The sequence below is a fragment of the Micromonospora sp. DT201 genome (genome assembly GCF_049841575.1).
Lineage (GTDB): Bacteria > Actinomycetota > Actinomycetes > Mycobacteriales > Micromonosporaceae > Micromonospora.
The window spans coordinates 102,254-114,912 of record NZ_JBNCKP010000019.1 but is presented as its reverse complement, the minus strand read 5'-3'; the positions used below and the strand labels follow the sequence as shown (position 1 = coordinate 114,912).

Sequence of the window (12,659 nt, the reverse complement as noted above, 5' to 3'; positions counted from 1 at the left end):
ACGGAACCGACGATCGCTGCACGGCCGACAATCGGAGCGCCGCGCTCGCCGCTGGACCAGCACGCCGCAGGTGACGCCGAGCCGGCGTCAACCCAGCCGCGCCCGAATCGGTGACCACCGCCGGCTGCCCGGTCCGCCCGGTGATGGCGAGCACTCCGCGCCGTACGCCCCTGCGGAGTGACACTGCCCTGCCGTGATGCTATATCGAATCCATTCGATTGGTACGGCGGCGGCCCATGCGTTGTCCGGCGAGCGACGAGCGTTATACCGACGGCGACGTGACGGGATCGTCGCGGTTCGGCGAAGCCGGATCGTGCCGTGTCCACCCCGGCGCACGATCTGCGGCGGCTTGCGGCCTTCCTCGTCGGTCAGCCGTCATGCCCGTGCCGGCTCCGCCATCCACCCCGCCGACCCGCCACGCCGGCCGGGCGCAGCTCGGCGTGTCACCGACCCGGTGAACGTTCATGGTCAGCGCACTAGCTAGAGGACCCGGGCTCCCGGACGGTCCGTCGCGCCCTCATGGCCTCGTTCGGGCATGCCCCTGTACCAGGGTGGCGAAGCCGTCGAGATGGCGTGCGAGACCGTACTCGAACAGTCCGTTGAGGTCCGAGGCCGTCTCCGGCGGGATGGTCGCCAGCAGGGGAAATCTTCCACTGTCGAGTGTCTGGTCGGCTCGCTTCTGCTGTGCCAGCAACCACCCGTCGAGCGTGACACCGGTCTCCTGCTCCGATTCGACCTCGGCCGCCGTGGACAGCGCGACGGTGGCGACCAGTCCGTGAAGCGTGAGCGCCTCGCGGATCCGTGTCGTCATGGGCAGCTCGAGTCCGTCGAGCGCGCGCAGGATCCACTCGGTGTGCGCCATCATGTTGGGCACAAGCGCCGGACGGGTGAACGAGACGGCTCTGGGCAGCCAGAGGTGTCGCCGGCACAGTTCCCACTGTTGGTGGGCGACGAGCTCGAGCTTCGCCCGCCAGCCGGGTGGTCCGGGGTCAGGCAGTTCGGATTCGCCGAAGACCTCGTCGGCCATCTGCGTCACCAGATCGTCCTTGTTCGCCACGTGCCGGTAGAGCGACATCGGGCCGGCGCCGAGGTCGACCGCGAGACGTCGCATCGACACCGCATCGAGTCCCTCGGCGTCAGCGATCGCGATGGCGGCGCGCAGGACGTGCATCCGGCCCAGTGGCTGCTTGAACGCGCGAGCCTGCCGCTGCGGCACGGCCGGGCTCACCGGGTACTTGCGGCGGGTGTGGCTGCTGACCACCGTGCCGGAACCGACAGTCGTTTCGACCAGCCCGCTGTCGCGGAGAGTCGCCATCGCTCGGGACGCAGTCGCTGCCGCGACGCCCCATCGCTGGGCGATCTGCCGGACTGAAGGTATCCGGTCCCCCGGCCGCAGGTCGCCGGTCAGGATTCGGCCGCGGATCTCTTCGACGATCCGCCGGAACGGCGGATCCGGGCGCGGCGTCGGCGAAGGCATGTCTGCCCTCCGATCTAGTGGTGGGGTTGGCGCAGGACCGGACTGTACTAGGTCAGCCAGCCTCTGGCTAGTACACTTAAACGGCCCAGAGGAGCTGCATCGACGCGGGTTCGCCGGGTGCGGCGATACGTTGTACGCATGACGAAAGAAACGCCGTACGCACCGCTGCGGCAGGCGGATGCCGCAGAACGGCAGACGGTTTCCGACATCCTCACCGAGGCGTTCATGGACGACCCGGTCGCCTGTTGGCTCTTCCCCGCACCGGATGAGCGCGGCCGCCTCCAGCCGCACTTCTACGGTCAGCTGCTGGATCGGAGCGCCGCCGAGGCATACCTGATCGGTCGTGACGAGGGTGCCTCGGTGTGGCTGGCGTTGGCGGCCGGCCAGGCACCCGACGGGGAACATCCAAACGCGCCCGACATGGGCCAGAACTCGATCTTTGGCGAGCACGGCGTGCGGTTGCGGACCCTCGGGCGGGCACTGACCGAACGGCACCCCCGGGGTGAACCGCGCCTCTACCTCTCGTGCATGGGGGTGGTGGGCGAGCGGCAGAGCGCCGGACTCGGCTCGGCGATGTTGCGCCACCGGTTGGAGCGAGCGGACACCGACGGACGCGCCGCCTACCTGGAGGCGAGTTCACCCCGAAGCCGCGCCCTCTACCTGCGACACGGCTTCGCGGACCTCGGCGAACCGGTACGCGTCGCGGACAGCCCACTGCTGTGGCCGATGTGGCGCCAACCGAGCCGTTGACCACCCCAGCAACTCCACAACCACAAGGGAGAATCTCGATGACGACGAAAGACACCGCCGGCGACCGTCGACCGCCGACCCTGGTCTTCGTACACGGCACCAACTCCTCGTCGTACTTCTGCTCGGGACTGATCACCGAACTCACCTTGCGGGGGCACCGGTGCGTGGCCGTCGACCTACCGGGACACGGGACGGAAGGGTTCTTCCCCCGCTCGTACCAGGCCCCGCAGGACCTCGCAGGGCTGGCAACCGAGCCGTCACCGCTCGCCAAGATCACTATCGACGACTACGTCGAGCACGTCGTGGACGTAGTGCGCCGCGCTCGCCGCCACGGGCCCGTGATCCTGGCTGGCGCCAGCCAGGGCGGCGTCACCGTGAGCAGGGTCGGCAACGCCATCCCCGAACTGCTCGACCGGGTCGTCTACATGGCCGCGTACTGCTGCGTCGACCTGCCGACCATGACGGCCTACCTTGCCACGCCAGAGAACAGCGACAGCCTGCTCCCCCTGGTGACCCAGGCAGTGGTCGCCGATCCGGAGATCCTGGGGGTGGCCCGGATCAACTGGCGATCGGCCGACCCTTCGGTGTTCAACGGCATCAAGCAGTGCCTCGCCGGCGACTTCACCGACGAGGCGGTGAGCCGGCTGCTCAACACCCTTGAGCCTGACGAACCCGCCAGCATCCCCCTGGCCGACGGCCGCGGTGAAGCAGGCACCTGGGGCCGGATTCCCCGGACGTACGTGCGCTTCACCCGCGACCGGCTGATCCCACCTGCGCTACAGGACCGGTTCATCACCGAGGCCGACCGCCTCACCCCGGACAACCCGACCGAGGTACGAAGCGTCGCGGCACCCCACGTCGGCCCGTTCGACCGCCCCGAACTGGTGGAGATCTTCGCCGAACTCGCCAGCCGCTGACCAGACCCACAACGACAGCCCTTCACCACCGAGCCCGTGCTCAGCTGGTGGAAGCAATCTGGCTGGTCAGGAGTTCGGCGAAGACTTCTTTGGGTTTCTTGTAGGCGAGGATGCGCCGGGGTCGGTTGTTGAGTCTGTCGGCGATGGCGTTGAGGTGCTCGTGGTCGTTGGGGATGACGGTGCCGGCTGCCGCGGCGGTAAAGCTGGCCATGCCACCGACGTCCACCCTGCCGCGGGCCGGTGCCTGGGCGTCGGCGAGCGTCGTAACGCACAGCACGATGGCAATGGCGCTGAATGGCAGGTTGACGAAGAAGATCCAGCGCCACGACACGCCGTCGGTGAGCAGCCCGCCGAGGATCGGGCCGACCGCGGCCGAGGCGCCTGCCACCGCACCCCAGATGCCGTAGGCGCTACCCCGGTCACGGCCGGCATAGGCGCTGTTGAGCAGCGCGAATGTGGTCGCGAACATGGCCGCCGCGCCGATGCCCTGCACCGTGCGCGCGGCGATCAGCGCGCCCGTGTTGGGTGTGAGACCGCACATCAGTGACGAGATCGCGAAGATCACGAGCCCGGTGATGTAGGCGCGGCGGTGCCCGATGCGGTCGGCGATCGAGCCCGCGCCCAGCACCAGAGCGGCCAGCGCGAGGGCGTAGGCGTTGATGACCCATTGCAGCGCCCCGAAGGACGCGCCCAGGTCGCCGACCATGTCGGGCAAGGCGACGTTCACGATCGTGACGTCGATCAGCAGCATGAACGTACCCAGGCAGACCGTCAGCAGCGGCAGCCACTTGCGCATTCTGATACCTATGCTTCCCACGGTGGACGGATGGTTCAGGGGGTGCGCGAGACGAACTCGGGCTGGTCGAGCATGCGTAGCCAACTGCCGTCAGGCTGGCGCCGGACGACCTGCGCGCGGGCGCCGGTCCCGTCCTTCGCTATGGTCGAGGTGAGGGCGATGTCGCCGCTCACCAACGTCGGCAGCGGTGGTTCCGGCTCGAAGTGGGGACGGTTGGCCAGCACCTTCTCCCACATCGCGCGGATCGCCTCCCGGCCCACCGTCCGGCCGTCGGGCGGGTAGGCAATGACCGCATCCTCCTCGTAGAGTGCGGCGGCTCCGGCCGCGTCACCGGCGTTGGATCGCTCGACGAACAAGCGGGTGATGTCTTCGGGCCGCATGGCCTTCTCGTACTCCGGCATGGATTCCTCCCGATGTGGGGCTTCAGCACGTCCCAGCGTGCTCGCCCACTGATCAGAAGTACAACAGCTAGATCTACTGCGAGCTAGAATCTCCAGTTATGGAACTGAGGCAGCTGGAGTACTTCGTCGCGGTCGCCGAGGAGCAGAACTTCACCCGGGCGGCCGAGCGGGTGCACATCAGCCAGTCCGGCATCAGCGCCCAGATCCGCCAGCTGGAACGCGAACTCGGTACCGAGCTGATTGACCGGTCCGCGCGTACCGCCACCCTTACCGTCGCAGGGAGGGCCGCGCTCGAACACGCCCGTACCGCGCTCGCCGCGGCTGGGGCGCTCAACCAGGCGGTGAGTGAGGTGAGCGGCCTGATCCGGGGCCGGCTCACCGTCGGGATGGTGATCGGCTGCACCGTCACGCCGCTGTTCGACGCCCTCGCCGCGTTCCACCGGGCGCATCCCGGGGTGGAAATCTCGCTACTCGAGGACAACTCCGACCGGCTCGTCGACGGCGTGCGCGCAGGCACCATCGACCTGGCCCTCATCGGGACCGCAACCGCCACCCCCGACGGGCTGGACGCGTTGACGATCATCAGCGAGCGGCTCGTCGTGGCAGTCCCGGCCGGGCACCCCTTGGCGCAACAACGGCGGGTCACCCTGCGCGACCTGGTCGCCTACCCGATCGTGTGTATGCCACCCGGCACCGGCCTGCGCACGCTACTCGACCAGGCCTGCGCCTCGCAGAGCATCCAACCCGTGATCGCGCTGCAGGCCAGCGCCGCGGATGCCATCGCCGACCTCGCCACCCGCGGGCTCGCCGCCGCCGTCCTCAGCGAGTCGATGGCCGAGCGCTACCGCGACCGGCTCACCGCCCGCACTATCGACGACGTCGAAATACCCGCCCTACTCGCCCTGATCTGGAAGACGACGCACAGCCCCGCAGCACGTGAGTTGCTCGTGTACAGCCGGCAAGCATTCACCAAGCCCGACCCTCGTTAGCAGAACGCCCTTCAAGATTCCGTGTGGGTTCAGGCTCACCCGGGGGTGCACAACCCGGAGTGACGATCCACCGATGTCCTCGGACCACAGTGCCCGAAGAGGGCGGAACACCGCGTCTACCGCTTCGCCAAAAACACTCAACCGCCTTGAGTTCGGCGCGGTGGACCCCTCAGAAATCGTGAACTCGGGGCGGTCACGAGGGCATGCACCACTCCTTGACAACGGGTCGAACGGGTAGGCGACCAGACCGCTCCAGGGCTGCCACCCTGCGCACAGTCCCGGCACGTATCGGGTGTTACCCAGCTTCGTGCGGGCCGCTGGCAGCGCGGGCGCCATCCGGCGGCGTACGTCTCGGTGATGACCGGTGCCGACCCGGGACGGTGACCAGCGCAGAGGATCTCGTACCGCATCACCAGCTGAACCCCGACAGGGCGACCGGTGGGGCACATCAGCCACGGGGGCTCCGTGGGCTCGGGGCGCAACTCGTTGCGTTGACCTGGCAGCACACCGTAGTTAGCGTCAACAAACCTCGTCCACTTTAGAGGGAGCCCACCGCCAAGGAGGATCAATTGAGACTGCGACAACGAAGGCCCCGTCCCAGGCCGAGTCGGAAGGCTAAAGGTGTCGCGGTCCTGGCACTGGGTGCGCTTCTTTCGGTCTCGTTCGCGGCGACGCCCTCGCAGGCTGCCGAGGTGCAGCTCAACGAGGGTCTGGTGCACCACTTCGCGCTCGATGAGACCAGTGGGACGACGTTGGTCAACTCGGGTAGCGCGGGCTCAGCGGCGAACGCCACGCTCGTGAATCCCGAGAAGGCGACATTGACCGGCGAAGGAGTCAGGTTCAACCCCGACTCCTACGAGAGCGCCCTCGACGGCGCGTACGTGGCGCTGCCGAACGACATTACCGCCGGTATGTCCAACCTCACCGTCGACTACGACGTGTGGGTCGACCCGGCGAACGTCGGCGACCACCAGATGTGGGGTTTTGGCCGTAAGTCCGGCTCGTGCGACGTCGACACCGGCGCCGAGGGCTCCATCTTCGCGTCGAACACCCAGCGGTTCCGCGTCGCGGTGGGTCCGGTGAACCTGCAACAGAACCGAGTCCGCATGCTCGAGGGAGCGTGGACTCATGTCACCTACACCCAGTCACTGGACTCGAACGGTACGACCTGGACCGGCAGGCTCTACCTCGACGGCGTACTGCACGCGACGTCGACGAACCTGACCACGGCGCCGTCGGTGAACGCTGCGGGGACCAACTGCAACTTTCTCGGTCGCTCGCAGACGTCGGGCCACTACTCGTTCCGGGGAACAATCCGGGACTTCCGGGTGTACGACCGGGCAGTGAGTCTCGACGAGACGCTCGCCCTGGCAGAGAAGACCGTCTCCGATGGCGTTCGCGCCGACGCCGCGGCCATCGACCTCGGCCTGACCAGTGCGGTCGTACACGACATCGTTCTGCCCAAGGTGGGCTCCGTGGCGGGCTCGGCCATCACCTGGACGAGTTCGGACCCGTCGGTCGTCGAGGTCGACACCCCACCAGCCCTCGCCAGCGCACGCAAGGTTGCGGTGACCGGCAGGATCACCCGGCCCGCGCAGGGGCAGCCCGACGCGACAGCCACGCTCACGGCGACTGTCCGCAAGGGCGCCCAGGAGGTCACCACACGGGAGATCCCCGTCGTGGTGAAGGCCGAGTTCGACGATGCGCAGGCGGTCGACCGGGACGCCTTCGACCTGACCCTGGACGCTACCGACGACGTACGCGGAAACCTCGACCTCGCTGCCAAGGGCGAGTTCGGATCCACGATCACCTGGAAATCGACCACCGGCCTCGTCACCCCGACGGGTGAGGTCAAACGCCCGGCCTTCGGCCATGAGGATGTTGCCGCCACCCTGACGGCGACCATCACCAAGGGTAGGGCCTCGAAGAAGAAGTCGTTCCCGGTGACCATCACCGCCATGCCGCGAACCGAAGAGTACGAGCGGTACTTCATGGGGTACTTCAAGGGCGAGGGAATTGCCGACGGCGAGCAGATCATGTTCGCCACATCCAACGGAAACACCGCTCTGGACTGGACCGGTCTGACCGGAGGCCGGCCGTCACTCATCTCCCAGCTGGGCGACCAGGGGCTTCGTGACCCGCACATCGTCCGCTCACCCAACGGCGACACGTTCTACATGATCGCCACCGACCTGAACTGGTACGACCAGGGTGGATACGCCATCAACGACACCCAGTACATCGAGGTGTTCGAGTCGCACGATCTTGTGAACTGGACCCCTCAGCGGCACGTGAAGGTCGCGCCCGACAACGCGGGCAACGCCTTCGCACCAGAGTCGCTGTGGGTCGAGGAGATCGGCGCCTACGTCGTGTTCTGGGCCCAGTCGCTGTGGAACGACCCCGTGAACCGCACCGGTCAGGGGAACGCGCAGATGTGGTATGCCACGACGCGAGACTTCCAGACGTTCTCCGCTCCCCGGGTCTGGCAGAACCCTGCCCCGCTGTCGCGGATCGACACGACCGCGATCCGGGTCGGTGACAACTACTACCGGGTGACCAAGAACGAGGCAGGCAACCAGGGCTCGGACATCTTCTCGGAGAAGCACACCGACTTCCTGGACAGCAACATCGACAACTGGACGTTGGTCGCGCCGGCTCTGGGGCGCACGACGTGGGCCGCCAACCAGGGGTACGAGGGACCGGTCATCTTCAAGGCCAACCCCGGTGACACCTCCTGCCCCGGCCAGTTCTACCTCTGGGGCGACCGGTACACGAACGGTGGGGGTTACCAGGCCGCGTGCCACGAGAACATCGAGGCTCCGACCTGGAACGCCAAGGCGATCACGATGACCAACGCGGGTGTCGTGCGTCCGCGTCACGGCACCGTGATCCCGCTGACCGTCCGCGAGTGGAACGACATCCGTGGAAACCCGAACAGCGACGTCACGACCACCACCGAGGTGGCTGTCGAGCCGTACGCGAGTGGGGCCCAGACGACCAGGGCCACCGTGACAGTCACGGCAGCTGACGGGTTCGAGACCGGCGGTCAGGTGCGGTTCAGCATCGGCTCGTGGTCGAAGCTCGCCCACCTGAGCGACGGCGCGGCCACGGTCACGCTGCCGACGGGTCTGCCTGCGGGTGCCCGGACGGTCAAGGCCGAGTACCTCGGCTTCGACTACCTGAAGGCGTCGGAAGGTACGGCGTCGTTCGGGGTGCCCTCCGGCTCGGCCGCCGTCAAGGTCCAGGCGAAAGCCGCGCCGGCGTCGGTTGTCCGCGGGGACACGTTCCGATTGAACGTGACAGTTGGTCCGGCGGGCGGGCCGAAGCACCACGCTCCGGTCCCGACCGGCGAGGTCACCGTGACCTTCGGCGGCGCCGTGCAAGTCGTGCCACTGGCGGCCGGTAAGGCCGTCGTCGAACTGCAGACCGCCGATCTGCAGCCTGGGGCCTACCAGGTCCACGTTGCCTACTCGGGCAACCCGACCTACCGGCCCTACGCCGCCAACTACCAAAAGTTGACGGTGCGGTAGCCCCGAGGCGTGCTAAACCGCGCCACAAGAAGGAGCGGGCGAGATCCATTGATCTCGCCCGCTCCTACTGCACGGCCCAGCATCCGGACTATGGAGTGATCATGCCCTTCTCGACGGCCAGGTTGTAGTTCTCCCCGAACACGTTGAGTTCGTGGACTCCGACCTTGACGCTCTCGGTCGTACCCAGGACCTTCAGCCTGACTGCGTTCGTCAGCACCCGGTCGAAGGTGACGTAGTCAGCCGTGTACGCGGTGGTGTTCGTACTCCTGTCGACCAGGGGTCGCCACGTGTTGGTGGGGATGTCCTTGTACTCCAGCGTGTACTTCACCGCGTTGTCCTTGGTGAACGTGCGTCCGAGCTCCTTCCACTGGATCTGCGCGGCGGAGATGTGGAAAACGGTCCCGAAGCCCCTGATGTACGTGGGCGCGGTATCGCTGTCAGCCGGCTCCCACCAGGTGGAGAGGGAGCGGTCGCTTCCGTAGTACGGGTTGCGCCCGGGCGCATAGCTGCTTGCCCAGTACGCCTGGCTGTTGGTGGCCACGTTGTAGAGTCCGACGTCGTCCCTACCCGAGATCTTCTTCCCCGGAGCCAGTTGCGGCGTGTTGGACAATTCGCAATCGATTGCTCCCCGCTTCGGACCGGCGGGGGTCACGTTGCAGATGTCCATTCCCAGTCGCCGCTCGAAGAACTCCTCGTACGCGATGACATAGGTGTAGAAGAAGACCAGGTTGCCGGACTTGTCGAGTACGAAACTGCCGTGCCCGGCGTTCGGATATACCGCACTCGGGTGGTTGTTTCCGTAGCCGATCGGGTTTTGCTGAGTGACCTTGAACCCGGATAGCGGTTTTTTCGACGTCATCACGCCGGTCGCGTACGTGGTGAACTCCGTGCCACCGGACGCGACCGAGAGGTAATACGTGTCCCCCACCTTGAACAACTGCGAACCCTCCACGTACCCATGCGTGTAGGTCGCCTTGTTGTCACCGATGTGCTGCCACTCCTGGCGCGGGTCAAAAGTCCAGAGCACGACCGGGTCGCTGATGAGCTGCCGAGGATTGTTCGGGTCGAGTTCGACGCCCATGATCGGCGAGCCGATGTTGTACGTCAAGTACAGCCGGCCGTCCGTGTCGGGGAAGAACTGCACGTCGCCAACGCTCAGGGTCTGGCCGTTCGGGCGCAGGAAATTCCCCATGCTGGTCCACGGCCCGGTGGGTGAGTCCGCTTGATAGACCGGCGTGTTGTTGCCGGCCATGTAGAACTTGTCGCCAAGCTGCACGACGGTTGGTGCGACCAGGCCCAGGTTCATCTGATGGGGCGTCCACGTAAGGTAGTCGGTAGTGGACCAGACGGTGCGGTTGTTGTTCGGTGCATTCTGCATGGCACCGGATGCATAGAGATAGATGGTCCCGTCGACGTTCAGCGCGGACCAGTCCGCCCCGGTCCGTGCAGAGTTCTCCGAAATCCTGCTGAACCCGACGGTGGATCGGCCCGCGAGAGTCCGCCCGGACGCCGCCGTCCACGTCTCCAGGTCCAAGCTGGCCGGGATTTGCGAAGTGTTTGCGACGTTCTCGTCCGTAGGCGGCATCGTCCCTACGATGTTGCGCACGGCCATCCCGGGCAAATTGATCGGGTTCACATACGTCTGGGCCATGTCGACACCGGCCAGTGGCACCTTGGCGGACGGGGTTTGAGGTCCGACGCCCGGCGGCGCCGGCGGCACCGGCTTCTCCGCCGAGGCCGGCAGGATCGGTGTCAGTTGACCCACCCCGACCCCTATCGCGAGAGCAAGGCCAATAGCCGCTAAACCTCGACGTCGATTGCCGGCAGCCCACTCGATAACCATCAGGTCCTACCTTCCGTCTAGGCGTATTAGCGCTAACAACGGGCAGAAGTGTCCGACTTTCCGGATAACCGGCCTAGCATGGTTAATTGCAGGGTGTGAGGCAGCCTTCGAAGGTGCGAAGGGTAGGAGAAAGCTTGTCCGCTCGACCAGTTGAGCTTCCAGCGCGCGCGTCTATCGGCTCGGTCTCGTCCAGCGCGGATCAGCGTCCGGCGGCTGTTAGCGCTAACAATGTTGCGGTGATGTTAACGGTGTTTTCTGGAGCGTGTCAAGAGCATCAATGTCCTATGGCTAGGCTGGATCATGGTGTCGGTCTGTTGTGGTGGTTGCGGCCGGGGTCGCCCGCGCACCGGTCTGGATGACCATCGTCGAAGGCCGGCACGGCCCAAAGGTCCGACACGAAGATGGCCGCTCGCCGGTGGTGGGCCCGACGGTCCGTAGCAGCCCGATCTCTACGAGAAGCGAGAGGTAGAGCACCTCTATCGATATACGCTGGGCTGAAATTCGCCTCTGAGGAGGGAGAACGATGACCACGCGACGAATGAGTGCTCGGCTGGCAGGTATCGCGCTACTCGCGGCGGCGGTGACCTACGTTGTGCCCGCGACACCGGCGGCGGCGGCCTGCGGGCAGGGCTGGTCGGACCGGAGCAGCCGTACGGCCGTGGCGACGGGAGCCGGTGTCCGTTACCGCACCGGGCCGCATACTTCCTGCACAGCCTATGGCCAGGTGAATCGCGGCGTGACGGCGTACCTGGACTGCGCCACGCGCGGCGACACGGTCAACGGCATCGCCGTCTGGTGGCACGCGCGCTTTAGCACCGGCGGATCCGGCTTCATCAGCGCGGCATACCTCAGCCCGTGGGTCCCGTACACCACCGAGAACTGCTGATCGGCCGATCGGCCGGGACCAGGGCTCGACACGACGAACGACCTGGTCCCGGTCGATCGACGGTTCGACGTGGGACTCCGGCTCGGGGCGGGCCGTCGACGCTGTTCTCACCGCGAGGCGAGCCGGCGCAGGTCAGGCGGGGTGCTCGGGGCAGCAGACGGTGAGCGCGCCGGGCACCGAGCGCACCTTGAGCTTCCGAACCGCCGTACGCGCCCCGCCGTCGAGCTCATACGTCCGCGGCTCGGCGAAGCGGACCGTCATCCGGCGGCCCCGGGTGATCCGGACGAAGGGCGAGTCCGTCGACCGGCCGGCGGCCATCCGGCCGAGGGTCCGGGCCCAGTCGATCGCCCCGCTCGCAGTCGAAACGCCCACCTCCAGACAGCCGTCGTCGGCTCGTGCGTCGTCGAAGGCGGGGATGCCGCCGGTGATCGTGCCGACGTTGCCGAAGAGCACGCAGCTCGCCTCGCCGTCGAACCAAGTGACCCCGTCCACCCGGATGCGGGTGTCCACCAGCTCGCCCCGGACGTGCCGCAGCCCCGTCCAGACGTACGCCAGCTGGCCGAGCCGCCCCTTGAGGTCCCGGTCCGCCTCACGGATCAGGTCACCGTCGAACCCGGCCCCGGCCATCACCGCGAAGTGCTCGCCGTTGAGCCGGCCCAGGTCCAGCCGGCGTCGCCGGCCGTGCAGGCCGATCCGCACCGCCTCCGCCAGGTCCTCGGGGATGCCGAGGTTGGCGGCGAAGAGGTTCGCGGTGCCGGCCGGCAGGATCGCCATCGGGGTCCCCGAGGCGGCCAGGGTGTCCGCGCAACGCTGCACCATGCCGTCCCCACCCCACACGAAGACCAGCTCGGCGCCCTTCGTCAGCGCCTTGCGGACCTTCTTCGGCGCCTTGCGACTCTTCGGCACCTCGTACCAGAGCAGGTCGTCGATGCCGGCGCCCGCGAGGGTCGCCCGCAGCTCGTCAAGGCCGCCACCGAGGCTCTTGCGGCGGTGGGCGACCACGGCGACCGCGCCCAGCCGGGCGGCGGTCACGGGCGTGGTGGGGGCAGCGGTACTCGTGCTCATGACCG

The 12,659-nt window shown here is 67.1% G+C and carries 10 protein-coding genes; 5 read left to right on the top strand and 5 right to left on the bottom strand.

Going from position 1 to position 12,659, the window contains the following annotated elements; translation table 11 throughout:
• Window positions 1-517: 517 nt before the first annotated feature.
• Window positions 518-1,477: a GntR family transcriptional regulator gene (locus ACLQ28_RS26585; RefSeq protein ID WP_425688993.1), complete on the bottom strand. Its 960-nt coding sequence runs from the start codon at window positions 1,475-1,477 to the stop codon at window positions 518-520.
• 138 nt (window positions 1,478-1,615) lie between these two features.
• On the opposite strand from ACLQ28_RS26585, the gene ACLQ28_RS26580 reads away from it, so the two are divergent.
• Window positions 1,616-2,227, top strand: a complete 612-nt coding sequence (locus ACLQ28_RS26580) for a GNAT family N-acetyltransferase (protein WP_425688992.1) — start codon at window positions 1,616-1,618, stop codon at window positions 2,225-2,227.
• A 38-nt stretch (window positions 2,228-2,265) separates the two neighbouring features.
• A complete protein-coding gene (locus ACLQ28_RS26575) occupies window positions 2,266-3,144 on the top strand; it encodes an alpha/beta hydrolase (protein WP_425688991.1) in 879 nt (292 codons plus the stop codon).
• Window positions 3,145-3,184: 40 nt separating this feature from the next.
• On the opposite strand, the gene ACLQ28_RS26570 is transcribed toward ACLQ28_RS26575, so the two are convergent.
• Both ACLQ28_RS26570 and ACLQ28_RS26565 read right to left on the bottom strand, forming a co-directional pair.
• Window positions 3,185-3,940, bottom strand: coding sequence for an MFS transporter (locus tag ACLQ28_RS26570; protein WP_425688990.1), 756 nt, complete (start codon window positions 3,938-3,940; stop codon window positions 3,185-3,187).
• Between the two features lie 35 nt (window positions 3,941-3,975).
• Window positions 3,976-4,320 carry a YybH family protein gene (locus ACLQ28_RS26565; RefSeq protein WP_425689016.1) on the bottom strand — a complete coding sequence of 115 codons (345 nt, stop codon included), beginning with the start codon at window positions 4,318-4,320 and terminating at the stop codon, window positions 3,976-3,978.
• A gap of 119 nt (window positions 4,321-4,439) precedes the next feature.
• Here ACLQ28_RS26565 and ACLQ28_RS26560 point away from each other — a divergent pair, with 119 nt between their 5' ends.
• Together ACLQ28_RS26560 and ACLQ28_RS26555 are read left to right on the top strand one after the other, a co-directional pair.
• Window positions 4,440-5,330 carry a LysR family transcriptional regulator gene (locus tag ACLQ28_RS26560; protein ID WP_425688989.1) on the top strand — a complete coding sequence of 297 codons (891 nt, stop codon included), beginning with the start codon at window positions 4,440-4,442 and terminating at the stop codon, window positions 5,328-5,330.
• A gap of 692 nt (window positions 5,331-6,022) precedes the next feature.
• The gene (locus tag ACLQ28_RS26555) at window positions 6,023-8,860 is read left to right on the top strand and encodes an immunoglobulin-like domain-containing protein (RefSeq protein WP_425688988.1); all 2,838 of its coding nucleotides are present in this window, start codon (window positions 6,023-6,025) and stop codon (window positions 8,858-8,860) included.
• An 88-nt stretch (window positions 8,861-8,948) separates the two neighbouring features.
• On the opposite strand, the gene ACLQ28_RS26550 is transcribed toward ACLQ28_RS26555, so the two are convergent.
• On the bottom strand, window positions 8,949-10,703 hold the full coding sequence (locus tag ACLQ28_RS26550; protein ID WP_425688987.1) for a family 43 glycosylhydrolase: 1,755 nt from the start codon (window positions 10,701-10,703) through the stop codon (window positions 8,949-8,951).
• Between the two features lie 523 nt (window positions 10,704-11,226).
• Here ACLQ28_RS26550 and ACLQ28_RS26545 point away from each other — a divergent pair.
• Complete coding sequence (locus ACLQ28_RS26545; RefSeq protein ID WP_425688986.1) at window positions 11,227-11,589, top strand: hypothetical protein; 363 nt, start codon at window positions 11,227-11,229, stop codon at window positions 11,587-11,589.
• 132 nt (window positions 11,590-11,721) lie between these two features.
• Here the strand turns inward: ACLQ28_RS26545 and ACLQ28_RS26540 are convergent, their stop codons facing one another.
• Window positions 11,722-12,654, bottom strand: a complete 933-nt coding sequence (locus tag ACLQ28_RS26540) for a diacylglycerol/lipid kinase family protein (protein WP_425688985.1) — start codon at window positions 12,652-12,654, stop codon at window positions 11,722-11,724.
• Window positions 12,655-12,659: the final 5 nt, after the last annotated feature.